This is a genomic window from Nocardioides sp. zg-DK7169 (assembly GCF_013155365.1).
GTDB lineage: Bacteria > Actinomycetota > Actinomycetes > Propionibacteriales > Nocardioidaceae > Nocardioides.
This window is the reverse complement of sequence record NZ_JABJRA010000005.1, coordinates 269,485-296,033: the sequence shown is the minus strand read 5'-3', so window position 1 is coordinate 296,033 and position 26,549 is coordinate 269,485. Positions and strand designations below refer to the sequence as shown.

24 protein-coding genes are annotated in these 26,549 nt (G+C 74.3%); 15 read left to right on the top strand and 9 right to left on the bottom strand.

From position 1 onward, the window contains the following. The first annotated feature begins 46 nt into the window (after positions 1-46). From HOQ23_RS10305 to HOQ23_RS10265, 9 genes are all read left to right on the top strand, one after another. A complete protein-coding gene (locus tag HOQ23_RS10305) occupies positions 47-709 on the top strand; it encodes a TetR/AcrR family transcriptional regulator (RefSeq protein ID WP_367650444.1) in 663 nt (220 codons plus the stop codon). Then, positions 706-1,515, top strand: coding sequence for a TIGR03084 family metal-binding protein (locus HOQ23_RS10300; RefSeq protein ID WP_172214379.1), 810 nt, complete (start codon positions 706-708; stop codon positions 1,513-1,515). Before HOQ23_RS10305 ends, HOQ23_RS10300 begins: the two co-directional genes overlap by 4 nt. Further along, complete coding sequence (locus HOQ23_RS10295; RefSeq protein WP_172214377.1) at positions 1,508-3,283, top strand: acyclic terpene utilization AtuA family protein; 1,776 nt, start codon at positions 1,508-1,510, stop codon at positions 3,281-3,283. Before HOQ23_RS10300 ends, HOQ23_RS10295 begins: the two co-directional genes overlap by 8 nt. Beyond that, a complete protein-coding gene (locus HOQ23_RS10290; protein ID WP_172214375.1) occupies positions 3,280-4,455 on the top strand; it encodes an acyl-CoA dehydrogenase family protein in 1,176 nt (391 codons plus the stop codon). The genes HOQ23_RS10295 and HOQ23_RS10290 overlap by 4 nt, the downstream gene beginning before the upstream one ends. After that, on the top strand, positions 4,455-6,038 hold the full coding sequence (locus tag HOQ23_RS10285; RefSeq protein ID WP_172214373.1) for an acyl-CoA carboxylase subunit beta: 1,584 nt from the start codon (positions 4,455-4,457) through the stop codon (positions 6,036-6,038). The genes HOQ23_RS10290 and HOQ23_RS10285 overlap by 1 nt, the downstream gene beginning before the upstream one ends. Positions 6,039-6,043: 5 nt before the next feature. Further along, positions 6,044-8,026, top strand: coding sequence for a biotin carboxylase N-terminal domain-containing protein (locus HOQ23_RS10280; protein WP_172214371.1), 1,983 nt, complete (start codon positions 6,044-6,046; stop codon positions 8,024-8,026). Beyond that, positions 8,023-9,183 (top strand): acyl-CoA dehydrogenase family protein, encoded by a 1,161-nt coding sequence (locus HOQ23_RS10275; protein WP_172214369.1) that lies wholly within the window; start codon positions 8,023-8,025, stop codon positions 9,181-9,183. Before HOQ23_RS10280 ends, HOQ23_RS10275 begins: the two co-directional genes overlap by 4 nt. A 164-nt stretch (positions 9,184-9,347) precedes the next feature. After that, positions 9,348-10,268 (top strand): AEC family transporter, encoded by a 921-nt coding sequence (locus tag HOQ23_RS21560; protein ID WP_172214367.1) that lies wholly within the window; start codon positions 9,348-9,350, stop codon positions 10,266-10,268. Positions 10,269-10,287: 19 nt separating this feature from the next. After that, positions 10,288-11,439: a YhjD/YihY/BrkB family envelope integrity protein gene (locus HOQ23_RS10265; protein ID WP_172214365.1), complete on the top strand. Its 1,152-nt coding sequence runs from the start codon at positions 10,288-10,290 to the stop codon at positions 11,437-11,439. Positions 11,440-11,470: 31 nt separating this feature from the next. On the opposite strand, the gene HOQ23_RS10260 is transcribed toward HOQ23_RS10265, so the two are convergent. The 8 genes from HOQ23_RS10260 to HOQ23_RS10225 all read right to left on the bottom strand — a co-directional run bounded on the left by HOQ23_RS10260 (position 11,471) and on the right by HOQ23_RS10225 (position 18,316). Then, positions 11,471-12,253, bottom strand: coding sequence for a tyrosine-protein phosphatase (locus HOQ23_RS10260; protein WP_172214363.1), 783 nt, complete (start codon positions 12,251-12,253; stop codon positions 11,471-11,473). A gap of 111 nt (positions 12,254-12,364) precedes the next feature. Further along, positions 12,365-13,321, bottom strand: a complete 957-nt coding sequence (locus tag HOQ23_RS10255) for an HNH endonuclease signature motif containing protein (protein WP_172214361.1) — start codon at positions 13,319-13,321, stop codon at positions 12,365-12,367. Between the two features lie 6 nt (positions 13,322-13,327). Beyond that, complete coding sequence (locus HOQ23_RS10250; RefSeq protein WP_172214359.1) at positions 13,328-13,660, bottom strand: hypothetical protein; 333 nt, start codon at positions 13,658-13,660, stop codon at positions 13,328-13,330. Positions 13,661-13,803: 143 nt separating this feature from the next. Continuing rightward, a complete protein-coding gene (locus HOQ23_RS10245) occupies positions 13,804-14,391 on the bottom strand; it encodes a protein-L-isoaspartate O-methyltransferase (RefSeq protein WP_172214357.1) in 588 nt (195 codons plus the stop codon). A 77-nt stretch (positions 14,392-14,468) separates the two neighbouring features. Beyond that, the gene (locus HOQ23_RS10240; RefSeq protein ID WP_172214355.1) at positions 14,469-15,281 is read right to left on the bottom strand and encodes an anti-sigma factor; all 813 of its coding nucleotides are present in this window, start codon (positions 15,279-15,281) and stop codon (positions 14,469-14,471) included. Then, complete coding sequence (gene sigK, locus HOQ23_RS10235; protein WP_172214353.1) at positions 15,278-15,877, bottom strand: ECF RNA polymerase sigma factor SigK; 600 nt, start codon at positions 15,875-15,877, stop codon at positions 15,278-15,280. Before sigK ends, HOQ23_RS10240 begins: the two co-directional genes overlap by 4 nt. Positions 15,878-15,914: 37 nt before the next feature. Next, positions 15,915-16,604, bottom strand: a complete 690-nt coding sequence (locus HOQ23_RS10230) for a fasciclin domain-containing protein (protein ID WP_172214351.1) — start codon at positions 16,602-16,604, stop codon at positions 15,915-15,917. Positions 16,605-16,729: 125 nt separating this feature from the next. Then, positions 16,730-18,316, bottom strand: coding sequence for a molybdopterin-dependent oxidoreductase (locus tag HOQ23_RS10225; protein WP_172214349.1), 1,587 nt, complete (start codon positions 18,314-18,316; stop codon positions 16,730-16,732). A 73-nt stretch (positions 18,317-18,389) separates the two neighbouring features. Between HOQ23_RS10225 and HOQ23_RS10220 the strand changes: the two genes are divergently transcribed. The 6 genes from HOQ23_RS10220 to HOQ23_RS10195 all read left to right on the top strand — a co-directional run bounded on the left by HOQ23_RS10220 (position 18,390) and on the right by HOQ23_RS10195 (position 25,949). Beyond that, complete coding sequence (locus HOQ23_RS10220; protein ID WP_172214347.1) at positions 18,390-19,148, top strand: enoyl-CoA hydratase-related protein; 759 nt, start codon at positions 18,390-18,392, stop codon at positions 19,146-19,148. 69 nt (positions 19,149-19,217) lie between these two features. Continuing rightward, a complete protein-coding gene (locus HOQ23_RS10215; RefSeq protein WP_172214345.1) occupies positions 19,218-19,793 on the top strand; it encodes a SigE family RNA polymerase sigma factor in 576 nt (191 codons plus the stop codon). After that, positions 19,790-21,127: a hypothetical protein gene (locus HOQ23_RS10210; protein ID WP_172214343.1), complete on the top strand. Its 1,338-nt coding sequence runs from the start codon at positions 19,790-19,792 to the stop codon at positions 21,125-21,127. The genes HOQ23_RS10215 and HOQ23_RS10210 overlap by 4 nt, the downstream gene beginning before the upstream one ends. A gap of 230 nt (positions 21,128-21,357) precedes the next feature. Continuing rightward, positions 21,358-23,541: a UvrD-helicase domain-containing protein gene (locus HOQ23_RS10205; RefSeq protein WP_172214341.1), complete on the top strand. Its 2,184-nt coding sequence runs from the start codon at positions 21,358-21,360 to the stop codon at positions 23,539-23,541. Between the two features lie 37 nt (positions 23,542-23,578). After that, a complete protein-coding gene (locus HOQ23_RS10200) occupies positions 23,579-23,917 on the top strand; it encodes a hypothetical protein (RefSeq protein WP_172214339.1) in 339 nt (112 codons plus the stop codon). Positions 23,918-24,044: 127 nt separating this feature from the next. Next, positions 24,045-25,949: an anthranilate synthase family protein gene (locus HOQ23_RS10195; RefSeq protein ID WP_172214337.1), complete on the top strand. Its 1,905-nt coding sequence runs from the start codon at positions 24,045-24,047 to the stop codon at positions 25,947-25,949. 97 nt (positions 25,950-26,046) lie between these two features. On the opposite strand, the gene HOQ23_RS10190 is transcribed toward HOQ23_RS10195, so the two are convergent. Then, positions 26,047-26,466, bottom strand: coding sequence for a nuclear transport factor 2 family protein (locus tag HOQ23_RS10190; RefSeq protein WP_172214335.1), 420 nt, complete (start codon positions 26,464-26,466; stop codon positions 26,047-26,049). Between the last annotated feature and the right edge of the window lie 83 nt (positions 26,467-26,549).

Genomic DNA, 26,549 nt, shown 5'->3' with positions numbered 1-26,549 from the left:
AAAGTCAGGCTTGACTGTTTGTTTGCGAAGGGCCCATGCTGGGGGCGTGAGCACGTCGCCGGAGAGTCCCTCGTCCAGCACCCCCGCGTCTGCCGGGCGGGTGCCCCAGGAGGAGCGCACGCGGGCGATGCGGGCGCGGCTGCTGGAGGCCACCGTGGAGTGCCTGGCCGAACGAGGGTTCGGCGGCACCTCGACCACGGTGGTCTCCGAGCGGGCGGGGGTGAGCCGCGGGGCCCAGCTGCACCACTTCCCGACCAAGAACGCCCTGGTCGTGGCCGCCGTCGAGCACGTCGCCGACGTGCGGGCCCGCGAGCTGGAGGAGGCCGCGGCCCAGCTGCCCACCGGCCCGACGCGCACCCGCGCGGTGCTGCAGATGCTCGCCGACCACGTGACCTCCCCGATCTTCACCGCGGCCCTCGAGCTGTGGGTCGCGGCCCGCACCGATGAGACCCTGATGGGCGCCGTCGCGCCGCTGGAGCAGAAGGTCGGGCGCGAGCTCCACCGGCGCACCGTCGAGCTGCTCGGCGCCGACGAGTCCGTGCCGGGCGTGCGCGAGCTGGTGCAGGCCACCCTCGACCTGGTCCGCGGCCTCGGCCTCGCCGACACCCTCACCGACGACGCGCGCCGCCGGGCCCGCATCCTCGACCGCTGGGCGCTGGTCCTCGACGACGCGCCCGGGCGCGGCGAGCGGCCGGGCGGTGCGCGATGAGGCTGCTCGAGGAGCTGCTCGCCGACCTGGCCGCCGAGGGCGACCAGCTGCGCGACACCGTCGCAGGCCTCGACGCCGCCGCCTGGGCCACGTCCACCCCCGCGCCCGGGTGGAGCATCGCCACCCAGGTCGCCCACCTCGCCTGGACCGACCAGCGTGCCCTGCTCGCCGCGGACGCCCACACCCCCGACGGCGCCCGCGCCTGGGACGCCGAGGTCGACCGCGCGCTGCGCGACCCCGCGTCGTACGTCGACGACGGCGCCCACGAGCTCGCCCGCCTCGACCCGCTGGACCTGCTGGCCCGCTGGGACCTGGCGCGGCGGGCGCTCGGCGCCGCGCTGCGCGCGCACCCCTCCAGCGTGCGACTGCCCTGGTACGGCCCGCCGATGTCGGTCGCCTCGATGGCGACCGCCCGGCTGATGGAGACCTGGGCGCACGCCCTCGACGTCCACGACGCCCTCGGCGCCCGCCCGGAGCCCACCGACCGGATCCGGCACGTCGCCCACCTCGGCGTCAGCACCCGCGACCACGCCTACCTCACCCGCGGCGAGACGCCGCCGGCCGAGCCGTTCCGGGTGCAGCTGGACGCGCCCTCCGGTGCCGTGTGGACCTGGGGACCCGCCGACGCCGCCCAGCGCGTCACCGGGCCGGCCCTCGACCTGTGCCTGCTCGTCACCCAGCGCGCCCACCGCGCCGACACCGCCCTGATCGCCACCGGCGGCGACGCCGAGCACTGGCTGGACATCGCCCAGGCCTTCGCCGGCCCACCCGGCGTCGGCCGCGACCCGAGGAGCACCCGTGGCTGAGGTCCTGCGCATCGGCAACTGCTCCGGCTTCTACGGCGACCGTCTCTCCGCCATGCGGGAGATGGTCGAGGGCACCGTCGGGGGCCACCACCTCGACGTCCTGACCGGTGACTACCTCGCCGAGCTCACCATGCTGATCCTGGCCAAGGACCGGCTCCGCGACCCCGCGCTCGGCTACGCGCGCACCTTCGTGCGCCAGCTCGAGGACTGCCTCGGCACCGCCCTCGAGCACGGCGTCCGCATCGTCAGCAACGCCGGCGGCCTGAACCCCGCGGCCCTGGCCGACCGGGTCCGCGAGGTCGCCCGCGGCCTCGGGCTCGACGTCGCGGTCGCCCACGTGGAGGGCGACGACCTGCTCGCGGGCGCCCATCCCGACGCCGCCGGACTCGCGCTGGACGGCGCCCTCAGCGCCAACGCCTACCTCGGCGGGTTCGGGATCGCCGCGGCCCTGCGCGGCGGCGCCGACGTCGTCGTCACCGGCCGGGTCACCGACGCCTCGCTGGTGCTCGGCCCCGCGGTCGCCCACCACGGCTGGACGCCCGACTCCTACGACGAGCTGGCCGGCGCCGTGCTCGCCGGGCACGTCCTCGAGTGCGGCACCCAGGCCACCGGCGGCAACTTCTCCGGCTTCCGCCGGCTCTTCGAGGACGGCCGGGACCCGTCCCTGCCCCTCGGGTTCCCGGTCGCGGAGATCGCCGCGGACGGCAGCAGCGTGATCACCAAGCCCGACGGCACCGGGGGCGCGGTCAGCGTCGACACCGTCACCGCGCAGCTGGTCTATGAGATCCAGTCCGCCCGTTATCTCGGCCCCGACGTCACCGCCCACCTCGACACCGTCCGCCTCGAGCAGGTCGACCACGACCGGGTCGCGCTCACCGGCACCCGCGGCACGCCGCCGCCGGCCGAGCTGAAGGTCTGCGTCAACGAGGTCGGCGGGCACCGCAACACCGTCGAGTTCGTGCTCACCGGTCTCGACATCGAGGCCAAGGCGGACTGGGTGCGCGAGCAGCTCACCCCGCGGCTCACCGCCGCCGAGGTGAGCTGGTCCGGCGCCCGCAGCGCCCAGCCCGGCGCGGACACCGAGGAGGCCGCCTCCACGCTGCTGCGCTGCACGGTGCTCGACCCCGAGCCCGGCCCGGTCGGCAAGGAGTTCACCGCCGCCGCGGTCGAGCTCGGCCTGGCGTCGTACCCCGGCTTCAGCTTGAGCACGCCCCCCGGCCCGCCCACGGCGTACGGCGTCTACCGCGCGGCGTACGTCGCGCGCTCGGCCGTCGCGCACACCGTGGTCCACGCCGACGGGCGCCGCGAACCGGTCGCGGACCCGCCCGAGCTCGGCCCCGGCCCGCAGGACCCCGAGGTCCGCGACGCCGGCCGCCGGCCCTCGCCGTACCCCGCCCGGCCGGACTCGCTGACCCGCCGGATGCCGCTCGGCGCCTTCGTCCACGCCCGCTCGGGCGACAAGGGCGGCGACGCCAACCTCGGGCTCTGGGTCGCCCACGACGCACCGGCGTGCCTGGCCGGCCACGCCGACCGGGTGACCTGGCTGGCCAAGCTCATCAGCCCGCGCAAGGTGCGCGAGCTCGTCCCCGAAGCAGCCGACCTCGACATCGACGTCTTCGTGCTGCCCAACCTCGGTGCCGTGAACGTGGTCATCCACGGGCTCCTCGGGCAGGGGGTCGCCGCCTCGACGCGGTTCGACCCCCAGGCCAAGGGGCTCGGGGAGTGGGTCCGCTCGCGCACCGTCCACGTCCAGGAGGACCTCGCATGACCGCCACCGCCGACCCCACCGACGTCCGCACCCCCGAGGAGGCCGCGGAGATCCGCGCCGCGCTCAAGGAGACCGCCCGGGAGTTCACGCGCCGCGAGGTCGCACCGCACCTGCAGCAGTGGGAGGACGACGGGGAGATCCCGCGCGAGCTGCACCGCGCCGCCGCCCGCCAGGGTCTGCTCGGCGTCTCCTTCGCCGAGTCGGTCGGCGGCGAGGGCGGCGACCTGCTCGACACCCTCGCGCTCCAGGAGGGGATGTTCGCCGAGGGCGCCTCCAGCGGCCTGATGGCGGGGCTGTTCACCAACGGCATCGCGCTGCCGCACATCGCCGCGCACGGCACCCCCGAGCTCATCGACTCCTACGTGCGCCCCACCCTGGCCGGCGACATGATCGGCGCGCTGGCGATCACCGAGCCCGGCGGCGGCTCCGACGTGGGCAACCTGCGCACCACCGCGACCCGCGACGGCGACCACTACGTCGTCAACGGCGCCAAGACCTTCATCACCAGCGGCGTGCGCGCCGACTTCGTGACCACCGCGGTGCGCACCGGCGGCGCCGGCTCCAGCGGCGTCAGCCTGCTGGTGATCGACAAGGACACGCCCGGCTTCACCGTCGACCGTCGCCTCGACAAGATGGGCTGGCGCTGCTCCGACACCGCCGAGCTCTCCTTCGTCGACGTGCGGGTGCCGGTGGCCAACCTGGTCGGCGAGGAGAACGCCGGCTTCTGGTACATCGCCGAGCAGTTCGTCGTCGAGCGGATGGCGCTCGCGGTGCACGGCTACGGCATCGCCGGGCGCGCGCTGGCCCTGGCCAAGGAGTACGCCACCCAGCGCGAGACCTTCGGCCAGCCCCTCATCAAGCGCCAGGCGGTGCGCCACAAGCTGGTCGAGATGCACCGCCAGGTGGAAGTAGCGCGGGCCTACACCCACGACGTCGCCCGCCGCCACGCCGCCGGCGAGATGGTGATCGCGGACGCCTGCCTGGCCAAGCAGACCGCCTGCGAGACCGCGTCGTACGTCTGCGACCAGGCGGTCCAGCTCTTCGGCGGCGCCGGCTACATGCACGGCACCGAGGTCGAGCGGCACTACCGCGACGCGCGCCTGCTGCCGATCGGCGGCGGCGCGACCGAGGTGCTCACCGACCTCGCGGCCAAGCTGCTGGGCTACTCCTGATGACCTCGGCGCGGGAGGCGATGCTGGAGCGGGTCGCCGAGCTCGACGCCGCCCACGCCCAGGCGGTCGCCGGCGGCGGGGAGAAGTACGTCGCACGTCACCGCGCCCGCGGCCGGATGCTCCCGCGCGAGCGCGTCGAGCTGCTCCTCGACGAGGGCTCCGCGTTCCTCGAGCTCAGCCCGCTGGCCGGCTGGGGCTCCGACTTCGCGGTCGGGGCCAGCGTGGTCACCGGCATCGGCGTGGTCGAGGGCGTGCAGTGCCTCGTCACCGCGCACGACCCGACGGTGCGCGGCGGGGCGTCGAACCCGTGGACCCTGCGCAAGATCTTCCGCGCCAACCAGGTCGCCGCGGAGAACGACCTCCCGATCATCTCCCTGGTGGAGTCCGCCGGCGCGGACCTGCCGACCCAGAAGGAGATCTTCATCCCCGGGGGCCGGCTGTTCCGCGACCTGACCCGGGCCAGCGCGCGGCGCCAGCCGACGATCGCGGTCGTCTTCGGCTCCTCCACGGCCGGCGGCGCCTACGTCCCGGGGCTCTCCGACCACACCGTGATGGTCAGGGAGGCCGCGCAGGTGTTCCTCGCCGGCCCGCCGCTGGTCAAGATGGCCACGGGGGAGGACGCCGACGAGGAGGCCCTCGGCGGCGCGGAGATGCACGCCCGGGTCTCCGGGCTCGCCGACCACCTCGCCGAGGACGAGCGCGACGCCCTCCGGATCACCCGCCGGATCGTGGCCCGGCTCAACCGGGAGCGCCCCGCGGCCGCAGCCGCCACGGCGCCGCTCGGCCACGCCGAGCCCGAGCTGGACCCCGAGACCCTCCTCGACGTCGTCCCCGGCGACCTGCGCGAGCCCTTCGACCCGCGCGAGGTGGTCCGCCGCCTCGTCGACGGGCCGGGACCGGGCAACGAGGTCGCCTTCGACGAGTTCAAGGCGCGCTACGGCACCTCGCTGGTCACCGGCTGGGCCCGCCTGCACGGCCACCCGATCGGGATCCTCGCCAACGCCCAGGGCGTGCTGTTCAGCGAGGAGGCGCAGAAGGCGACGCAGTTCATCCAGCTCGCGAACTCCTCGCGCACCCCGCTGCTGTTCCTGCACAACACCACCGGCTTCATGGTCGGGGAGCGCTACGAGCAGGGCGGGATCATCAAGCACGGCTCGGCGATGATCAACGCCGTCGCCAACAGCACCGTGCCGCACCTCTCCGTGCTCGTCGGGGCGTCGTACGGCGCCGGCAACTACGGCATGAACGGCCGCGCCTTCGACCCGCGCTTCCTGTTCTCCTGGCCCAGCGCGAAGGCGGCCGTGATGGGTCCCGCGCAGCTGGCCGGGGTGCTCTCGATCGTCGCCCGCGCCGGCGCGCAGGCCCGCGGCCAGGACTACGACGAGGCCGCCGACGCCGCGATGCGCGCGATGGTGGAGCAGCAGATCGAGGAGCAGAGCCTGCCGTTCGTGCTCTCCGGGATGGTCTACGACGACGGCGTCATCGACCCCCGCGACACCCGCACCGTGCTCGGCATCTGCCTCTCGGTGATCGCCGGCAGCCCCGACCCGGGTGCCGGTCCCTACGGCGTCTTCCGGATGTGAGGGCCATGATCACCCGCCTGCTCGTGGCCAACCGCGCGGAGATCGCCGCGCGGGTCTTCCGGACCTGCCGCCGTCTCGGCATCGAGACCGTCGCCGTGCACTCCGACGCCGACGCCGAGCTGCCCTACGTCGCCGAGGCCGACCTCGCGGTCCGCCTCCCCGGCACCGCCGCGGGCGAGACCTACCTGTGCGCCGACCTGCTCGTCGACGCCGCGCTGCGCGCCGGGGCCGACGCCGTCCACCCCGGCTACGGCTTCCTGTCCGAGAACGCCGACTTCGCCCGCGCCGTGCTGGCCGCCGGGCTGACCTGGGTCGGCCCGGCCCCGGAGTCGATCGAGCAGATGGGCTCCAAGGTCCGCGCCAAGCAGATCGTCCGGGCAGCCGGCGTACCCGTGCTGGAGGCGCCGGACCGGCCCACCGAGGCGGACCTCCCGCTGCTGGTCAAGGCCTCCGCCGGCGGCGGCGGCCGGGGCATGCGCGTGGTGCGCGACCTCGCCGACCTCGACGCCGAGGTCGAGCGGGCCCGCGCCGAGGCGGCCGCGGCGTTCGGCGACGGCACCGTCTTCGTGGAGCCCTACGTCGAGCGCGGCCGCCACGTCGAGGTCCAGGTGCTGGGGGATCGCGCGGGCCGCATCGTGGTGCTCGGCACCCGCGACTGCTCGGTGCAGCGGCGCCACCAGAAGGTCGTCGAGGAGGCGCCCGCCCCCGGCCTGTCCGCCGAGGTCGAGCGCGGCCTGCTCGACGCCGCGCGCCGGGCCGCGGAGGCGATCGGCTACGTCGGCGCCGGGACCGTGGAGCTGCTCCTCGACCCGGGGACCGGCCGGTTCTGGTTCTTGGAGATGAACACCCGCCTCCAGGTGGAGCACCCGGTCACCGAGGAGGTGCTCGGCGTCGACCTGGTGCAGCTCCAGCTCGACGTCGCCGAGGGCCGGCCGCTGACGCTGCCCGACACCGTCGGCGGGGAGCCCTGGGCCGACGGGCACGCCGTCGAGGTGCGCCTGTACGCCGAGGACCCGGCCCGCGGCCACCAGCCGCAGAGCGGGGTGCTGACCGCCTTCGACGTGCCCGCCGAGCCGGGCATCCGGGTCGAGGCAGGCTTCGCCGCCGGCGACGCCGTCACCACCCACTACGACGCGATGCTCGCCAAGGTCGTCGCCCACGCACCCACCCGCGAGCAGGCCGCGCGCCGCCTCGCCGGGGTGCTGCGCCGCGCGCGGCTGCACGGCGTCGCCACCAACCGCGACCAGCTGGTCGCCGTGCTGACCTCCCCGGCGTTCCTCGCCGGCGAGCTGAGCACCGGCTTCCTCGACGAGCACGTCGCGGCGCGCGCGGAGCCCGACCCCGCGGCCCCCGTGGCCGCCGCCCTGGCCCTCGCCGAGCGCGCCGTCGCCGCACGCACCGTGCAGCGCGGCGTCCCGGTCGCCTGGCGCAACGTCGTCTCCGCCCCGCAGACCACGACCCTCCGCCTCCACGACGAGGACGTCGAGGTCGCCTGGTGGGGCGGTCGCTCCGGCTACACCGTGGCGCCCACCGCACGCACCGGCGACCTCGCGGTGGTCGCGGCCGGCCCGATCGCCGTGACCCTCGAGCGCGACGGCGTGCGCACGACGTACGACGTGGCGGTCTCGGGCCCGCGCGGCCGCGAGGTGGTCGAGGTCGACGCCCCGACCGGCCACGTGCGCCTGGAGCGGGTGCCGCGGTTCGCGGACCCCTCCGCGGCGTCCGGGCGGCTCGCGCGCGGCTCGCTGCTGGCCCCGATGCCCGGCAGCGTCGTCAGCGTCGCCGCCGCGGTCGGCGACCGGGTCCGTGCCGGGCAGCCGCTGCTGGTCCTGGAGGCCATGAAGATGCAGCACACCGTGAGCGCGCCGGTCGACGGCGTGCTGAGCGTCCTCGACGTCGTACCGGGCGCGCAGGTCGCGGCCGGCGCCGTCCTCGCCGTGGTCGATCCCGGCCCCACCGATACCCCTGATGAAGGAGAGCACCGATGACCACCTTCTCCGAGACCGAGGAGCGCCAGGAGCTGCGCCGCCAGGTCGCCAAGCTGGCCGGCACCTACGGGCGCGACTGGTTCGCCCGCCAGGCGCGTGCCGGCGAGAAGAGCACCGAGCTGTGGCTCGAGATCGGCCGCAACGGCTACCTCGGGATCAACATCCCCGAGGAGTACGGCGGCGGGGGCGGCGGCATCGGCGACATCGCCGCCGTCTGCGAGGAGCTGGCCGCGCAGGGCTGCCCGCTGCTGCTGATGGTCGTCAGCCCGGCGATCTGCGGCACCGTGATCACCCGCTTCGGCACCGAGGAGCAGAAGCGGCGCTGGCTGCCCGGGATCGCCGACGGCACCTCCACGATGGCCTTCGCGATCACCGAGCCGGACGCGGGCTCCAACTCCCACCGGATCACCACCACCGCGCGCCGCGACGGCGAGGACTGGGTGCTCTCGGGGCGCAAGGTCTACATCTCCGGCGTCGACGAGGCCGAGAACGTCCTGGTCGTGGCGCGCACCGAGGACGCTCGCACCGGCAACCTCAAGCCGTGCCTGTTCGTGGTCCCCACCGACGCCCCGGGCTTCGAGGCCCAGGAGATCGCGATGGAGATCGTCAGCCCGGAGAAGCAGTTCACCCTCTTCCTCGACGACGTCCGGCTGCCCGCCGACGCGCTGGTGGGCGACGAGGACGCCGGCATCATCCAGCTCTTCGCCGGGCTCAACCCCGAGCGGATCATGGCCGCGGCGTTCGCCACCGGCCTGGCCCGCTACGCCCTCGACAAGGCGGTGGGCTACGCCCGCGAGCGCACCGTCTGGAAGACCCCGATCGGTGCCCACCAGGGCGTCGCGCACCCGCTGGCCGAGTCGCACATCGAGCTCGAGCTGGCCCGCCTGATGACGCAGAAGGCGGCGGCGCTGTGCGACGCCGGCGACGACATGGGCGCCGGCGAGGCGGCCAACATGGCCAAGTACGCCGCCGGCGAGGCCTGCGTGAAGGCCGTCGACACCGCCGTGCACGTGCACGGCGGCAACGGCGCCACCCAGGAGTACGGCGTCGCCGGCCTGCTGGTCGCCGCCCGGGTCACCCGGATCGCGCCGGTCAGCCGGGAGATGATCCTCAACTTCGTCGCCCAGCACACCCTGGGGCTGCCGAAGTCGTACTGAGCCTGGCTCGACGGGATCCTGGCTCGACGGGATAGTCCGCCACACAGGTGTCGTGAAACGGCTCGATGACGACACCTGTGTGACGGACTACCGGCCGGGGCGGGCGACGGGTCGCGGGTCGAGACCCGGCGTTCGACGGCGCACGGCCCACCTACGCTCCTCGGGTGCAGGGGGTGTTCGAGGGGTTCGCGACGATCGGGATCCTGATCGCACTCGGCCTGCTGCTCGGCCAGCTGCGCATCGTCGACGGCGCCGGCCAGCGCACCCTGTCCAACCTGGCCTTCTACGTCGCCAGCCCGGCGCTGCTGGTGACGGTGCTCGAGGACAGCGACCTCGGCGAGGTCTTCTCGGGCAACCTGGTCGCCACCACCGCCGCGGTGCTGGTGGCGGTCGCCCTGGTCACCGCGGTCGCGGTGGCGCAGGGACGCAGCCTCGGCACGACGGTGGTCGCCGCGCTGTGCGGCGGCTACGTCAACGCCGGAAACCTGGGGCTGCCGATCGCGGCGTACGTCCTGGGCGACGCGGCGCTGGTCGCGCCCACCCTGCTGCTCCAGCTGCTGGTGCTCCAGCCGTTGGCGCTGACCCTGCTCGACGCGGCGGAGAGCCCGCAGCGGCTGTCGGTGTGGGCGGTGGCGCGGCGCCCGTTCACCAACCCGATCACCGTCGGCTCGCTGCTCGGCCTGGCGCTGGCGCTCTCCGACACCGAGCTGCCCGGCGCGGTGCACGACCCGCTGGAGCTGGTGGCCGGCATGGCGGTGCCCTCCATGCTCATCGCGTACGGCGTCGCGCTGCGGCTGGGCCCGCTGCCCGGGCGCGGCGTGCCCGCGCTGGACCTGGGCGCGATCGTGGCGACCAAGATGGCCGTCCAGCCGATCGCGGCGTACCTCGTCGGGCGCTTCGTCCTGGACCTCGACGCCCACTCGCTGCTCGCGGTGACGGTGCTGGCGGCGCTGCCGACCGCGCAGAACGTCTTCGTGATCGCCACCCGTTACGACCGCGCGAGCCTGCTGGCGCGCGACGCGATCTTCGTCAGCACGCTCGCCAGCGTGCCGGTCGTGCTGCTGGTGACCGCGCTGCTGGCGTGACGCCGGTAGCGTGAGGTCCGTGGGACGAGTGAGCGAGGGGGTGGACCGCACCCAGCAGCGGGTCCCGATCCTCGGCTTCCCGATCGCGGTCATCTACAAGTACTCCGACGACCAGGGCAACTACCTCGCCGCGATCATCACCTACTACGCGTTCATCGCGATCTTCCCGCTGCTCCTGCTCGCCACCTCGGTCCTCGGCTTCGTGCTCCAGGGCGACCTGGACCTGCAGGAGCGGGTGCTCGACTCGGCGCTCGGGCAGTTCCCGATCATCGGCGACCAGCTCGGCCGCCCGGGTGGGATCAAGGGCTCCACCAGCGGTGTGATCGTCGGCTTCTGCGTCGCGCTGTACGGCGCGCTCGGGCTCGGCACCGCCGTGCAGAACGCGCTCAACGTCGCCTGGGCGGTCCCGCGCAACAAGCGCCCCAACCCGATCCTGCTGCGGCTGCGCAGCGTCGGGCTGATCTTCACCGTCGGGTTCGCGCTGCTCGCCCTCTCGCTGGGCTCCGCGCTCAGCCAGGCCACCGTGTTCGGCGAACGGGTGGCGTCCTACCGCTGGCCGATCGTGGTGGTCACGGTGGTCGCGACGACCCTGGTGCTCGCCGTCGTGATGCGGATGGGCCTGGCCCGCTCGCACCCGCTGTGGGGCTCGGTGCCCGGCGCGTTCGTGATCGCGGTGCTGTGGCAGACGCTGCAGTACTTCGGCACGCTCTACGTCACCAACGTCCTGGCCGAGACCAGCGACATGAACAAGACCTTCGCCCTCGTCCTCGGCCTGATCGGGGTGCTGTGGATGGCGGCGGCGATGGCGGTCGTCGGCATCGAGGTCAACGTGGTCGCGGTGCGCAAGCTGTGGCCGCGCGCGCTGATGACGGCGTTCACCGACCGGGTCCGGCTCACCGACGCCGACCGGCGCGCCTACACCAGCTATGTCCGCTCCCAACGGCACAAGGGCTTCCAGCGGGTGCGGGTCTCCTACGGCCCCTCGCCGCTGGACCAGCCGGTCGAGCCGGACGCCGAGGCCGAGACCGAGCCGACCCTCCCGCTGGACCTGGCGGGCTACGAGGACGTCGACGCCGGGCGCAGCGAGGAGGAGCTCGAGGAGCTCGACCCGCACCCGGACGGCGAGGTCGAGGTCGAGGCGCGCGAGCTGCCGGACGAGCAGCGGCGCTGAGCCCAGGGCGGTACGCCGTGGGGCCGGGACGTCAGGCGCGCAGCCGCTCGCGGAGCGTGGTCAGCACCCGCGGCTCGAGGCCGAGGCCGTCGAGCAGGTAGCGCTCGCGGGTGCCGTAGCGCTCCTCGACCGCGGCGTACGACGTGTGCAGGTAGGCGGCATCGGCCAGCAGCACCGGCTCGAAGACGGCCGCCTGCTCCGGGCCCTGGGCCTCGGTGAGCAGACGCAGGGTGGCCGCGCGGCTGGCCTCGGCGCGGGTGTTGGTGAGCAGGTAGTCGGCCAGGACGAGGTCGTCGGCGACACCGGCGATGTGGAGCAGCAGCGCGGCGGTCCAGCCGGTGCGGTCCTTGCCGGCGCTGCAGTGGAAGAGGTGCACGCCGTCGTCGGCGAAGGAGGTCAGCAGCGAGCCGAGCGCCTCGCGGGTGGTCGGCTCCCCGACGAACCCGAGGTAGACCCGCTCCATCAGTGCCACCGCCGACTCCGCGTCGGCGAGCTCGGAGATGGCATCGAGCGGGATGCCGAGGACGTCGACGTGGTGCCGCGTCGCGCCGGGCACGTCCACGCTGGGGCGGTGCTCGACCTCGGGCAGCGTGCGCAGGTCGTGGACCGCGCTCACGCCCAGGGCCGCGATCGAGGCCGCGTCCTCGTCGGTGAGCTGCAGCTCGTTGGAGCGGTAGTAGACCCCACCGCGCAACGGCGTACCGTCGCCCGCCCGGTACCCCGGTCCCGCCACGTCGCGGAAGTTGTCCGCCGATCCCAGTCGGACCAGCTCCTCGGCCGCGCGCGGCCCCACGCCCCCCAGCTCCTCGCCCATGCCCGCACCATAGTGGAGCGGTCCCCGAGGATCCGTCGGTCGAGCTCGTCGAGACCCGGGCAGAGGTCTGGCCCCGCCGGCAGGGTGCTGGCGGGGTCCTGACGCTCGGGTTCACTCGTCCGGTGGGTGTGCGGTGAGGAGGCGGGTGGCGCCGTCGGACTTCACGAGGTGCAGACCGTGGGGCGATCGCCAGAGGAACGTCGCCGGGGCGGTCTTCTCGTAGGTCCAACCGGTGTGGGTCTTGGCCCGGTGATGTCGCCGGCACAGCGGCGCCAGGTTGCAGCTGCATGTCGGGCCGCCCGAACCGTGGGCGATCACGTGGTCGGTGTCGCAGCGAAGGGCCGGGCGTTCGCACCACGGGAAGGCACAGCTCGATTGGGTGAGGCGGGTCTGCTCGGTGAGCCGGTCGGGGACGGCGTAGGCGTCGGTGTGGTGGTGGGCGTCGAGGTCGATGACCGGCTTGAGCGTCACCTGGGTGTCGGGTCCGCACCAGTCGCGGACCTGCTCGGTGGAGACGATGGAGCGGGTCTCCTCGACCCGCGCGATGCCCGGCTTCCCACCGAGGGCCGCTTCGGAGAGGTGCACGTGGATGACGACCTGCCGCGGCTTGACCACCGAAGCCGTGCCGTCGCAGGCCTCGGTCATCAGGTCGAACGCCAGCTGGCGCCGAGCCAGCTCGCCGGCCGCCATCGAGCGGCGCACGTCGAGGGACTCCTCCGACCCCAGCGCAGCCAGCTCCTGGGCGCCCTGGCGGATTGCGGCGTCCAGGTCGAGCGCGTCGGCGAGGTCGAGGGTGCCCTCGACCTGCACGGTCCCGTCGAAGTCGGCCGACTCGGTGTGGACGTCGAAACGGCGCCCGTCGGCCGCCTCGCGCCGCTGCTTCTCCGCACCCTCGGGGTCGAACGTGACTCGGGCGTGGTCGACGAGCCGCCCGATCGCCGCGAAGCCGACCTTCCCCACCACAGGGGCGAGCTGGCGGTCGACGTACTCCGCGGCGACCAATGGCAACGTGGTGGTCAGCTGCGCGACCCGGCGGGCCTTCCACGCGGGGACCTCGCCGGCCTGCACGAGCGCCTAGATGCGCTTCAGCCGGTGCGCCAGCTCGAGGGCGTCCCCGATCAGCGTCTTCGCGGAGTCGGTGGACATGTCGAGCGCGACGCCCAGCTCCATCGGCGCGAACTCCGCGACCAGGGGCGTGCCCTCACCCGCGAGCGGGACGGCAAGCTCCCCGAACACCAGCCCGGTGGTCGGGGCCGGGGACACCGACTCCTCGGGGTGCATCGCCGCCCACACCAGAGCGGCCTCCAGCACGTCGACCTCCGCGGCCTGGGCTGCGGCCCGGCGGCGCCGTGCGAACGCCAGCACGGCGGCCGGAGAGTCGCAGTCGGGGAGTTCGGGGGAGGCCATGCCTCAGTCTACTCGAACGCATGTTCGAGAGCAAGGGTGTTTCCCCAGCGTCTCGACAAGCTCGACCAACGGGCGCCGCTCGACCAACGGGGCCTCGACGAGCTCGACCAACGGCGCCGGCTCGACCGGCGGCCACCCGCCGCCTACGGCTCGCGCAGCGGCACGAACAGATAGGCGCCGTGCCGGGTCACCTCGGGGCCGGTCGGGGTGGCGCGGACCAGGAGCATCGTGCCGTCGACGGGGACCACCATCCGCCCGCCGGGGCCGAGCTGGTCGACGAGGGCGGTGGGGAGGTCGCGGGCCTCGGCGGAGACCAGCACCCGGTCGTACGGCGCGCCGCCGGGGTCGCCGAGCACGCCGGGGCGGGCCGCCTCGATCCGCGCCCCCGGGCGGTGGGCGGCGGCGTGCTGTCCGGCCAGGTGTCCGGCGAGGTTGGCGGTTCCGAGGTCCACGAGGTCCGGCTCCACCTCGAGGCCGAGGACGTCGCCGGTGGGTCCGGTCAGGTGCGCGAGCAGCGCGGTGGTCCACCCGGACCCGGACCCGACGTCGAGCACCCGGTCCCCGGGGCGTACGTCGAGCAGGCGCAGCATGGCGGCGACCGTCCGCGGCTGGGAGCAGGTCATGCCGTGGCCGATCGGCAGCGGGCCGTCGTGGTCGGCGCGCCGGCGCTCCGCACGGGGGAGGAACCTCGTGCGCGGGGTGGCGGCGAACGCCGCCTCGACAGCGTCCATGGTCCCAGCGAACCACCGACGGGCGCCGGTGTCAGGTCGACACCGGCGCCCGTCGTGCGGTCGGGGCGATGAGCCCGCTAGGCCTTGTCGAACTCGAAGAGCGCGACGACCTCGTCGCTCGGGGTGTCCGACCCGCCCTCGGGCTCGATGGTGATGCCGGCGCCGATCGCGGTGGCCGGGTCGCCGGCGAGGACGACGGTGTTGTCCTCGCCCTTCGGCATGATCGCCGCGCTGACCATCCCGACCTCGCGGTGGTCCAGCCAGACCTCGTAGACCTTGCCCTCGGGGGCCGGGGCCATGTCCTCGGTCTCGAGGACCGCCTTGTTCAGCTCCCGCGACACCAGCACCGTGGCCTCGGAGCCGTCCGGGAAGGCCTGGGTGTAGGCCTCCAGGTCGGAGGCCTGGCGCACCTGCTCCACGGCCGACAGGGTCGGGGAGTCGGTCCCGCCGTCGTCCCACGGCTGGGTGACGGTGACGCCGACGGCGGCCACCACCGCGGCGGCGGCCACGGCGAGGACGCCCGCCCACCGACGACGGCGCGACGGCGCGGAGGTGATCGGAACGGGGGCGTCGGCGCCGCCGTCGGCGGCACCGCCGGTCCCCGGTGCGGGAGCGGGCTGCTCCGGTGCGGCGAGGACGGTGGTGCCCTCCTCGACGACGGGCGGCAGCGGTCGCACCTGGGCGATCTGGGCCAGGATCGAGTCGCGCAGCGCGGCCGGCGGCTGCACCGCAGTGGTCTCGGCCAGCAGCGCCGTGGCGTCGCGGAGGCTGTCGACCTCCGCGCGGCACGCCGCGCACCCGGCCAGGTGACGCTCGAAGTGGACGCGTTCGTCGTCGTCGAGGGCGTCGACGGCGTAGGCGCCCGAGAGCGCGTGGATGTCTTCGCTCACTGGCCTACTCCCATCGTGTCTCGAAGTCTGATCAGTCCGTCGCGGATCCGCGTCTTCGCGGTCCCGACGGGCAGGTCCAGCATGCTGGCGACCTGCGTGTGCGTGTAACCGCCGAAGTAGGCAAGCTCGAGGGCCTCGCGCTGCACCGGGGTCAGGGTCCCCAGCGCGCCGCGTACCCGGCGGGCCTCGAGGGAGGCGTGTGCGGCCTCGGCGGTGCTGTCGTGCTCGACCGGCTGGTTCTGCTGGTGGTAGGTCACGTCACGCCGGGTGGCCGCCTCGGCCGACCGGACCCGGTCGACGGCCTTGCGGTGGGTGATCGTCAGCATCCAGGCCAGCGGAGATCCCCGGTCGGGGTCGAAACGGCTGGCGGTGCGCCAGATCTCCAGGAAGGCCTCCTGCGTGACCTCCTCGGCCTGGGCCGGGTCGCGGACCACGCGCAGGGCGAGGCCGTGCACGCGGGCGGCAGTGAGGTCGTACAGCTGGGCGAAGGCTGCCTGGTCCCCGCGGGAGGCGCTCCTGAGGAGCGGTCCTGGGTCGGGGACCGCCGGCGTCCCCTCCGGGGAGGGGACGCCGGCGAACGGTCGGGTGGGGTCCACGAGTAGATCCTTGCGCGTCAGTGCCTGGTCGTCATGCTCAGGGCATCAGCACGGTGTCGATGAGGTACACCTTGGCGTTGGCGGTGTCGATGTTGCCGCACAGCACGGCGGCCTTCTCGTCGCCCACGCTGAACTCCTCGCCGGAGCCGGTGACCTTGAGCTTGTCGCCGTTCAGCGTCTCGAAGGTGCCGTTGAGCTCGTCGGGCTCGACCTCCTCGGTCACCACGTGGTGGGTGAGGATCTTGGTCAGCAGCTTCTTGTTGGCCAGGACCGCGTTGAGGTCCTTCTTCGGGATCGCGGCGAAGGCCTCGTTGGTGGGCGCGAAGACGGTGATGTCCTCGGCGGAGTTGAGGGCGTCGACCAGGTCGGCCTCGGTGACCGCGGCGGTCAGCGTCGAGAGCAGCGGGTTGGAGGCGGCGGCGTTGGCGACCGGCTCGGTGGCCATGGCGTCCAGGGAGCCCTTGCCCTCGGTCGGGACCGCGCTGCACGCGGCGCCGAAGACCTCGGAGCCCATGGCCATCTCGGTGTCGGTCATGTCGTCGGAAGGGGACATGTCGTCGGAGGACATGTCGTCCGAGGGCGACATCTCCTCGGACGGGCTGGAGGAGGAGGCGGTGTCCGAGGCGGTGTCGCCGCCGTCGTCGTCGCTGCAGGCCGCGAAGCCGAGGGACATGGTGACGGCGATGGCCGCCAGGGCGCCGGTGCTGCGAAGGGAGCTGCGCTTCATGGAACTGCCTTTCGATCGGATGGTGCGTTCTCGTTCGGCTGTCATCGGGAGTTCGGTGCGATCGCCGGTCCGGATTGGTCCGGTGTGGCGCCGACCTCACCCCTCCACACCGGTACGCCGACGTCTCACTCCACGTCGACGACGATCTCCTGCAGGCCGCTGGCGCCCTCGGGGAACGGCGCGGCGCGCACCGGCATCTGGGTCTCCCCGTCGCCGTTCACGGCGCGCACGGTGAGGGTGTGGCGGCCGGGCTCGGCGGCCCAGGGCATCCACCACTGGCGCCAGTAGTCCTCGCCCACGTCGGGTCCCAGCCGTGCCGGCTGCCAGGCGCCGCCGTCGATGCTGACCTCGACCCTGGCCACGCCGCCGCGGTGCTGGGCCCAGGCGATCCCGCCGATGACGGCGTCCCCGGCGTCGATGGTGTCGAAGGAGCCCGGGGTGTCGATCCGGCTGGCGAGCTTGATCGGGGCGTCGGTCGCCCAGTCGCGGTCGGTCCAGTACGCCGACTCCGCGGCGTAGGTGGTCAGCGTCATCCGCTCGAGCCACTTCGTGGCGCTGATGAAGCCGTAGAGCCCCGGGATCACCAGGCGCACCGGGAAGCCGTGCTCGCGGGGGAGCGCGGCGCCGTTCATGCCGACTGCGACCAGGGCGTCGCGGCCGTCGGTGGCGAGGTCGAGCGGGGTGCTGATCGTCATCCCGTCGACGTCGGTGGAGAGGATCTGGTCGGCGCTGGTGCCCACGCCGGCCAGGTCGAGCACGTCGGTGAGCCGTACGCCGAGCCAGCGCGCGCCGCCGACGTACGGGCCGCCGACGGAGTTGCTCACGCAGGTCAAGGTGATGTCCCGCTCGACCAGCGGCATCGCGAGCAGGTCCTCGAAGCTCAAGGTCACCGTGCTGCGCACGTCGCCGTCGATGGTCAGGCGCCAGTCGTCGACGTCGACGAGTGGGACGTCGAGGCGGGTGTCGACGCGGTAGAAGTCCTCGGCCGGCGTGCGCAGGGCGGTGATCTCGGGGAACCGCTCCTCCAGCCCGGCGGGGAAGCGCGGGGCCCGGTCGGTCGCCGCCGGGAGGTCGACGTCCGCGGGCTGCAGGCGCAGCCGGGTCAGCCAGCGCCCGGCCCCGGCCATCACCGCGGCGGCGACGCCGAGCACGCCGGCGGCCACCAGCACGCCGCGCCGGCTCGGGGAGGTGCTCGGGGTGGTGGAGGTGGAGCCGCCCGCCGGCGGCGCCGGCCACGGGTCGGGGTCGGCGGCCCGGACCAGCCACAGCAGCGCGCCGACCCCGGTCAGGGCCGCCACGAGGCTGGGCACGACATCGGTCACCGCCGCCTGCGGCCGGGCCAGGGCGGCCGCCCCGGCCAGCACGGTGAGCAGGGCGAGCAGGGCGGCGCCCGCCGCCGGGCGGCGGCGGGCGAGCAGCCCGGCGACCCCGGCGAGCAGCAGCACGCCGGCCATCACCGAGCCGACCAGCACCGTCTTGTCGTCGTCGCCGAAGGTGCGGATGGCCCACTCCTTCATCGGCGTCGGGGTCAGGTCGATGACCGTGGACCCGACCGCGAGCACCGGTGAGGACGCCGGGTCCAGCAGCGAGGCCGTCAGGTGGCCGGCCGCGGTGCCCACCAGCGCCGCCAGCACGCCGCACCCCGCGTAGCCGAGCCAGACCAGGCCGCGGCGTGCCAGGGAGCGGGTGGGCGGACTCGGCGTGTGGCTCATGGGGATGATTCGGAACCGCGCCGCCCCGCGGATGTCTGCGTGCCGCGGCGCGCGGCAGGGCAGGATGCCCCGCATGGCCGAGGCACCCGCACCCGTGGTCGAGTACGCCGTCGTCGGCGGCGTCGCCGCGATCACGCTCGACTCCCCGCACAACCGCAACGCGCTCTCGCGCCAGCTCCTCACCGAGCTCGAGGAGGCGCTGGACCGGGCCGCGGCCGACGACGCGGCGCGCGTGGTGCTGGTCCGCGCGGCCGGGCGGGTGTTCTGCTCGGGCGCCGACCTGGCCGAGGCGCGGGCGGGCTCGATGGCCGAGGGTGCGTCGCGCATCGTGGCGCTCCAGCGCAGGATCCTGGCCCTGCCCAAGCCGGTGGTCGCCCGCGTCCACGGTGCCGTGCGGGCCGGCGGCACCGGCATCGTCGCGGCCGCCGACGTGGCGGTCGCGGCCGACGACGCCACCTTCGCGCTGACCGAGGTCAAGCTCGGCCTGGCGCCGGCTGCGATCTCGGTGACGGTGCTGCCCCGGTTGACCTCGCGGGCCGCGGCACTGGCCGCGCTCGGCGGCGAGGTGTTCAGCGGCGCCGACGCGGCGGCGTACGGCCTGGTCACCACCGCAGTGCCGGCCGCGGAGCTGGACGCCGAGGTGGACCGGGTCTGCGCCAGCCTGGCGACCGGGGCCGCGCAGGGGCTGCGCGAGACCAAGGCGCTGCTCAACCGCGACATGGTCGCCCGCCTCGACGAGCAGGGGCCCGGGCTCGCGGAGCTGAGCGCACGGCTGTTCGGCTCCGAGGAGGCCCGCGCCGCGATGACCGCCTTCCTCCAGCGGGGGCGCTGACCCGGTCGTCCCGTGGGAAAGTCCCGCCGGCGGGCAACCCTTCACGGTTCCCAGGTGGTCCTCAGGGGCATGAGCACACTGCCAGGGCCGCCGCAGGCCGTCGCCGTCGCGGGGGGAGCGGGGAGCGTGGAGCCGATCGACTTCGACGACTTCGTGGCCGCCCGCTCCACCGGGCTGCTGCGCACGGCGTACCTGTTGACCCACGACCACGCGCTGGCCGAGGACCTGCTGCAGACCGCGCTGGCCAAGGCGTGGTTCGCCTGGTCGCGGATCGAGTCCTCCCCGGAGGCCTACGTGCGCCGGATCCTGGTCACGACGTACTCCTCGTGGTGGCGGCGGCGCTGGAACGGCGAGCACGCCACCGCCGAGCTGCCCGAGCCGACCGGGCCCGCGGCGCCGGACCCGAGCGCCGCCACCGACACCTCGCACGACCTGTGGACGGCGATGGGCCGGCTGCCGCGGCGCCAGCGCGCGGTGATCGTGCTGCGCTACGTCGAGGACCTCACCGAGGCGCAGACCGCCGACCTGCTCGGCTGCTCCGTCGGCACCGTCAAGAGCCAGGCCAGCAAGGCGCTGGCCAGGCTCCGCATCGACCCCGCCCTGAGCGAGGACCGCACCCACCTTCCCGAGGGGGACCTGCGATGAGCAGCATCGACGACCTCAAGACCACCCTGCACCACGCCGCCGAGGGTCCCGACCACGCGCTGGCGGGGCGCCCCGCCGCGGTCCGCGAGCGGGTGCGCGTCGTACGACGTCGGCGGCGGGTGGCCGTGGCGGGCGCGGTCGCTGCCGTGGTGGCGGTGACCGGGATCGGCCTGGGCGTCGGGCTGGACGGCGGGGAGCGCGCCGACACGGTCGACCCCGCGCGCGGCCTCGACATCGAGCGGAGCATCGTGTGGAACGGCTTCGAGTACGCCGTCGTGGCCGCCGAGCGGGTCGAGCTGAGCGACGCGACGACCGACGACCTGCGCGTCGAGCCCGGCGACGGGGACGACCTGCTGCTCACCGTCGCCACCGACGGGCTGGGCGGGGGCGACGTCACGGTGCGGGGCGCCGGTGAGGTGCTGGGCCGCGCGTCCGACGCGCTGCCGGTCACCGTCGACCCCTTCGGGGTGCGGGCGGTCAGCCTGGAGCTCGGCAGCCCGGCCGGTGCGGCGCCAACACCGTCCGGGGACGCCACCGTGACCTGGGCGGTCTACGAGCGCACCGACGCCCTCCCCGAGGGCCCCAGCGACGGACACGCCGTCTGGCGCGAGCGGATCGGCGGCACGACGCTGGTCGCGGGGGGCTTCTCCGAGCCGGGCCGGGGCGAGCTCGAGGTGGCCCATCGTGGTCGCCTGGATGACCTGTCCTTCTCGACCTACTGCCGCACGAGCGAGCGCGGGCTCTTCCTGCACGTCGCGGTGGACGGCGGGACCCGCGGGAGTGGCCACCGCTGCACGGCCGAGCCCGGCGACGACCCGACCAGCATCGCCAGCGGCATGTGGGGCACGGACGTCGCCGCGCACACGTTCGCGGTCTGGGTCACCCGCGACGAGCTCGGGCGGGGTGAGCCGGTCACCGCCGACGACCTCGTCGTCGGGGTCGGGGTCTACGAGGCGGGCGAGCGGTTCCGGGTCCACGACATGCTGCTCGGCGAGGTGATCCAGGAGGGGACGCTGTGGCGGCGCGACCGGGTGCACCGGTTCACCTCCACGGCGCAGACGGTGCGCATCGACACCACGGACGGTCCGGTCTCGGTCCACTACGTCACCCCCGGCGGCCCCGTGTCGGCGCTCGTGGCGCAGGGCCGCCGGCCCGGCTCGGCCTTCAGCACCCCGTTCGTGGGTGCCGCGGGGAGGGTCGGCATCCACCTGCCGGCCGGGGACGTCTACGCGGTCGGTGTCGACACCGACACCGTGCGCTCGGACCCGCCCGGTGCCGGCCGGGTCGAGGACGTCGAGGCCTCCGTCGTCGTGTACCGGCCGCTGCGCCGCTGACTCCCCCCCGCCCCGCTCCTTCCCGCTCCGCCAGGGCGCTGCCGGGGAGCTCTCGGGGTCATGGGGGCGTGGGCGGGGTCGCACCCCGGGGCCAGAAGTCGCCGGTTCGCTCCGGTCCTCGCCGGGGGCCGGATACAGTTGCTCGCTTGCCCCGACCGTCACGCGGGTGGGGCAGTACAGCCGGCGCTGGCCGGTCCGAGTGCGGAACCGTGTGTCGAGGGGATCCATCCGTGAGTGACGAGCTGGTCGAGCAGGAGCTCCAGGCGGAGCAGGCGTTCGTGGACCGGGTCTACCGGCAGCTGGCGGACTCCGCCGAGGCGGCCAAGCAGCTGGCGAAGGAGGGCCACGACCGCGGCAAGATCGGCCACGAGGGTGGCCTGGTCGAGCGCGACGCGATGGTCTTCCAGGCCGCCAAGCGCCTCGCCCAGCTCGACGCCGCCCACGAGGGCCTGGTCTTCGGGCGCCTGGACCTGCGTCCCGAGCGCGACCCGGCGCCGCGCTACATCGGCCGGGTCGGGCTGCGCGACTCCGAGCGCGACTCGCTGCTGATCGACTGGCGCGCGCCCGCCGCCGCGGTGTTCTACCAGGCGACCGCGGCCACCCCGCACGACGTCGTACGCCGCCGGGTGCTGCGCTGCGTCGGCCCCAAGGTGGTCAGCGTGGAGGACGAGCTGCTCGACGACTCCGTCGAGACCGACCTCCCGATCGTCGGCGAGGGCGCCCTGATGGCACAGCTCTCCCGCGCCCGCGACCGCTCCATGCACTCGATCGTGGCCACCATCCAGGCCGAGCAGGACAAGGCGATCCGCGCGCCCGGCAAGGGCGTGGTGTCGATCTCCGGCGGCCCCGGCACCGGCAAGACCGTGGTGGCGCTGCACCGCGCGGCGTACCTGCTCTACAGCGACCGGCGCCGCTACGAGTCCGGCGGCGTGCTCGTCGTGGGCCCCAGCGGGGTCTTCATGCGCTACATCGAGCGGGTGCTGCCGAGCCTCGGCGAGACCGCCGTGGCGCTGCGCTCGCTCGGCGAGGTCGTCGACGGCGTCCGCGCGACCCGGCACGACGAGCCGGCGGTCGCCGACGTCAAGGGCGCGGCCCGGATGGCCGAGGTGCTGCGTCGCGTCTCGCGCCAGCAGGCGCCGAACAGCCCCAGCCAGTTCAAGATCTTCTACCGCGACGACACCCTCGTGCTCGACCGCGGCATCCTCGGGCGGGTGCGCCGCCAGCTGATGGGCCAGGGGCCGCGCAACAAGCAGCTGCCCCGCGTCGCCCACGCGCTGCTCGACGCGATGTGGCGCCAGGTCCGCGGCGAGCGCGGCCGGGAGCGGGGCCGCGAGTCGTTCAACGAGGACATGCTCTCCCACGACGGCTTCCTCGACTTCGCCGCCGCGTGGTGGCCGCCGCTGGACGCTCGCACCGTGCTGGGCTGGCTGCGCGACCCTGAGCTGCTGGCCCGGGTCTCCGACGGCCTGCTGAGCGCCGAGGACCAGCGGCTGCTGCTGAAGTCGTGGACGGGCGACCCCCGCGACCTCTCCGTCGAGGACGTCGCGCTGCTCGACGAGCTGCGCTACGCCCTCGGCGACGTCCCGATCAAGGCCGACGACTCCCGCGACGACCCGATGGCGCTCATCGCCGGCGGCGTCGACATGCAGGAGCTGTTCACCGCCGCCGACCGTGAGTACGCCCCCACCGGACGCGCCTGGGCGCCGCCGACGCACCGCATCGAGGACGATCCCTACGCCCACGTGCTCATCGACGAGGCCCAGGACCTGACCCCGATGCAGTGGCGCATGGTCGGGCGCCGCGGCCGCACCGCCTCCTGGACGATCGTCGGCGACCCGGCGCAGTCCTCCTGGCCGGTGCCGCAGGAGGCGAACGACGCGCGCGCCGAGGCGCTCGCCGGCAAGTTCGTCCACGAGTTCCACCTCTCGACGAACTACCGCAACTCCGCGGAGATCTACGCCCACGCCGCGGCGTACGCCGAGCGGGTCGGGCTGGACGCCGACCTGCCGCAGGCGGTGCGCTCGACCGGCATCGAGCCGCGGGTCGTGGAGGACGTCGACGACCTGGAGGCCGCCGTACGCGCCGAGGTCGACGCGATCGCGGGCCAGGTCGCCGGCACCGTCGGCATCGTGGTCCCGGCGGCGCGTCGCGCCGAGGTGAACTCCTGGCTGGCCGCGTGGCCCGAGCGCGCCGAGGACGCCCCCGGCGCCCGCGCCGCGGCCCGCGACTCCACGGTCGCGCCGTCGGGGGAGGACCGCGTCGTGGTGCTCACCGGCCTGGACACCAAGGGCCTGGAGTTCGACGGCATCGTCGTCGTGCGCCCCCAGGAGATCGAGGACGAGTCGGTCACCGGCCGCGCCACGCTGTACGTCGTCCTCACCCGCGCCACCCAGCTGCTCACCACCGTCTCCTGAGGGTTTCGCGGCCCGGCGGAGCGGGGACGGCTGCGTCATGCGCATCGTGACGATCGTGGGCTCGCTGCTCCTGGCCCTGGTGCTCGGCTTCGCGGCCGGCTGGCTGGTCTTCGACGAGGACGAGCCCGACGACCGCGAGGTGGCCTGCGCCGGTGCCCGGTCGCTGCCCGAGGACCCCGGGGACCGCTGGGACCCCGCACTGGCCAACCAGGTCCACGGCGTCGCGATGCTCGCCCAGGGCGCCGGCGCGACCGGTGAGGGTCTCGACGACCTCGACGAGCTCGGGCGCGCCGGACGCGAGCTCCAGGGGGTCCTGCGCGACTTCGAGTTCGAGCGGTACCCCGGCGCCCGCGCGGCGCTGCTGGAGGCCTGCTGACGGCGACGGGCCGGCGCCCCGCCCACCTCCTCACGCGGCGTCGTCGACGCTGCTCACGTCTCCTGGAGCGTGTCCAGCGTCCACAACCCCGCGTCACCGCGAACGGGGGCGCAACTAGAGTTCGGCCATGACTGCGAGGACCTCTGCCCGGGACGCCATCGAGGCACTCCAGGGGCACGAGGCGTGGGCGATCATCCGGCGCTCCACCCGGGCCGGGGACCGCGACACCGTGGGCCTGGTCGGCGGGCGGCGCAGCGTCGTGGAGTCGATCCTCGACGTGCCGCTCGAGGAGGGCGCGCCCGCGGAGGGCCACATCGCCGACCGGCTGCTCGCGATCCCGTTCCGCCAGGTCGCCGAGCGCGGCTTCGAGGCCCACGACGACCAGACCCCGCTGGTCGTGGTCGACGTCGAGACCGAGCTGGAGTTCTCGGTCGCCGAGATCGTGGAGGCGATCGACGACGTGGAGGTCGAGTTCACCGACCGGGGCGGCTTCGAGACCTCCGACGAGGAGTACGCCGGGGTCGTCGAGGCGATCATCCGCGACGAGATCGGGCAGGGCGAGGGCGCCAACCTCGTCGTCGGGCGCCACTACCGCGCCCAGGTCGCCGACTGGGGCGCCGACAAGGCGCTCGCCGTCCTCAAGCGGCTGCTCGAGCGCGAGCGCGGCGCCTACTGGACCTACCTGTTCTTCACCGGCGACCGCTACCTCGTCGGCGCCACCCCCGAGCGGCACGTCTCCATCCACGGCGGCGACGTCCGGATGAACCCGATCTCCGGCACCTTCCGACTCGGGGGCGGCGAGGACACCCAGCAGCGGCTGCTGGACTTCCTCGCCGACGAGAAGGAGGTCTACGAGCTCTTCATGGTCGTCGACGAAGAGCTCAAGATGATGTGCGACATCTGTGACCAGGGCGGGCAGGTGCTCGGCCCGTTCCTCAAGCCGATGAGCCGCCTGGTGCACACCGAGTACCTCCTCGCAGGCCGCACCACCCGCGACCCCCGCGAGGTCCTGCGCGACACGATGTACGCCGCCACCGTCACCGGCAGCCCGGTCCGCAACGCCTGCCGGCTGATCAAGAAGTACGAGACCGAGGGGCGCGGCTACTACGGCGCCGCGCTGGCGGTCCTGGGCCGCGACGCGGTGGGCGGCCCGGTCGTGGACAGCCCGATCGTGATCCGCACCGCGGACATCGACCTCGAGGGCAACCTCAAGGTGACGGCCGGCGCCACCCTGGTCCGCGACTCCGACCCGGCGTACGAGGTGGCCGAGACGCACGCCAAGGCCGGCGGCATCCTCAGCGCCTTCGGCCTGGTCGAGCCCGCGCCGGTGCCGGACGTCAACGTCGGCGAGCTGGTCCTCGACGAGGACGTGCTGCTCGCCCTCAACGCCCGCAACCAGCGGCTCTCCACCTTCTGGCTGACCGACCAGGCCGGCGTCTCGCCCGAGCCGGGCCTGCGCGGCAAGCGCGCGGTCATCCTCGACGGCGACGACGACTTCGTGAACATGCTGCGCCACGTCCTGCGGGTGCTCGGGATGGACAGCGACGTGGTGCGCCACGAGGACTACCGCCCCGGCTGCCTGGGCGGCTACGACCTGGTGCTGGTCGGGCCCGGTCCCGGCGACCCGCGCGACGACACCGACCCCAAGATGGCCCAGCTGCGGGCCGCGGTCGACGAGCTGCTCGCCGCGGAGCAGCCGTTCCTGGCCGTCTGCCTGGGCCACCAGGCGCTGTGCCACCGCCTCGGGATCCCGCTGGCGTTCAAGGACATCGTCTTCCAGGGCACCCAGTCGCCGGTGCGGATCGGGCGCCGCACCGAGCGGGTCGGCTTCTACAACACCTTCGTCGGCCGGGTCGGCGAGGGCACCGAGCTGCCGTCCGGCGTGAGCGTCGACTCGGATGCCGAGACGGGCGACGTGCACCTCGTGCGCGGTCCCCACTATCGTGGGATCCAGTTCCACGCCGAGTCGATCCTGACCGAGCGTGGCTTCGAGATCCTGCACGACCTCGTCGCCGACCTCCTGCTCGACTGAGACCTCCGCGGTCCTCGAGCAGGTCACAGACGGGACAGGGCCCGATGGAGTGGGGAAGCTCCTCCGGGCCCTGTCTCACCTTCCCGCGCAGGCGGCGTCAGTCCCCGGCGGGGAGGCCGAAGAGCCGCTCGGCGGCCCGGGAGTCGGCGTACTCCTCGAAGCGGGCGATGCGCCCCTCGCGCAGCGTGACGACCAGGCAGGTCGGCACCCGCACGGCCTCGCCGGCGGCGCTGGTGCCGACGGTCGTCGCCTGCAGCACCCAGCCGCCGTCGAAGACCTTCAGGCGCACGTCCTCGACGCGTACGTCGGCCCCCGCCTGCACCTGCCGGGTGCGCGAGGGGGTGCGCTGGATCTCCGACTCCCGCTCGCCGATGTTGTGCCAGGTCGACACCCCCTCGGCGTAGACGTCGTCGTCGGCGCGGCGACCCGCCAGGAACGCCGGCAGCCACCGCTGCGCCACGGCCAGCGCCTCGGCGACGCCGGCGTTGGAGGGGGTCTCGATCACGGGAGCGCTCATGGTGCCGCATCCTGCCGTCTCGCGCGGGTGTCCGGGGCGACGACGGGTGAGCGTCCGCAGCGCGGACGGCGGTAGATTCCGCC

What these genes read in the sequence shown, in the direction of transcription:
- HOQ23_RS10210 (WP_172214343.1), top strand. Translation starts at nt 19,790, where the DNA reads ATGAGCAGCATCGACGACCTCAAGACCACCCTGCACCACGCCGCCGAG.
- HOQ23_RS10225 (WP_172214349.1), bottom strand. Translation starts at nt 18,316, where the DNA reads ATGAGCCACACGCCGAGTCCGCCCACCCGCTCCCTGGCACGCCGCGGC.
- HOQ23_RS10250 (WP_172214359.1), bottom strand. Translation starts at nt 13,660, where the DNA reads ATGGCCTCCCCCGAACTCCCCGACTGCGACTCTCCGGCCGCCGTGCTG.
- HOQ23_RS10190 (WP_172214335.1), bottom strand. Translation starts at nt 26,466, where the DNA reads ATGAGCGCTCCCGTGATCGAGACCCCCTCCAACGCCGGCGTCGCCGAG.
- HOQ23_RS10195 (WP_172214337.1), top strand. Translation starts at nt 24,045, where the DNA reads ATGACTGCGAGGACCTCTGCCCGGGACGCCATCGAGGCACTCCAGGGG.
- HOQ23_RS10245 (WP_172214357.1), bottom strand. Translation starts at nt 14,391, where the DNA reads ATGGACGCTGTCGAGGCGGCGTTCGCCGCCACCCCGCGCACGAGGTTC.
- HOQ23_RS10275 (WP_172214369.1), top strand. Translation starts at nt 8,023, where the DNA reads ATGACCACCTTCTCCGAGACCGAGGAGCGCCAGGAGCTGCGCCGCCAG.
- HOQ23_RS10200 (WP_172214339.1), top strand. Translation starts at nt 23,579, where the DNA reads ATGCGCATCGTGACGATCGTGGGCTCGCTGCTCCTGGCCCTGGTGCTC.
- HOQ23_RS10285 (WP_172214373.1), top strand. Translation starts at nt 4,455, where the DNA reads ATGACCTCGGCGCGGGAGGCGATGCTGGAGCGGGTCGCCGAGCTCGAC.
- HOQ23_RS10280 (WP_172214371.1), top strand. Translation starts at nt 6,044, where the DNA reads ATGATCACCCGCCTGCTCGTGGCCAACCGCGCGGAGATCGCCGCGCGG.
- HOQ23_RS10220 (WP_172214347.1), top strand. Translation starts at nt 18,390, where the DNA reads ATGGCCGAGGCACCCGCACCCGTGGTCGAGTACGCCGTCGTCGGCGGC.
- HOQ23_RS10230 (WP_172214351.1), bottom strand. Translation starts at nt 16,604, where the DNA reads ATGAAGCGCAGCTCCCTTCGCAGCACCGGCGCCCTGGCGGCCATCGCC.
- HOQ23_RS10215 (WP_172214345.1), top strand. Translation starts at nt 19,218, where the DNA reads ATGAGCACACTGCCAGGGCCGCCGCAGGCCGTCGCCGTCGCGGGGGGA.
- HOQ23_RS10260 (WP_172214363.1), bottom strand. Translation starts at nt 12,253, where the DNA reads ATGGGCGAGGAGCTGGGGGGCGTGGGGCCGCGCGCGGCCGAGGAGCTG.
- HOQ23_RS10290 (WP_172214375.1), top strand. Translation starts at nt 3,280, where the DNA reads ATGACCGCCACCGCCGACCCCACCGACGTCCGCACCCCCGAGGAGGCC.
- HOQ23_RS10300 (WP_172214379.1), top strand. Translation starts at nt 706, where the DNA reads ATGAGGCTGCTCGAGGAGCTGCTCGCCGACCTGGCCGCCGAGGGCGAC.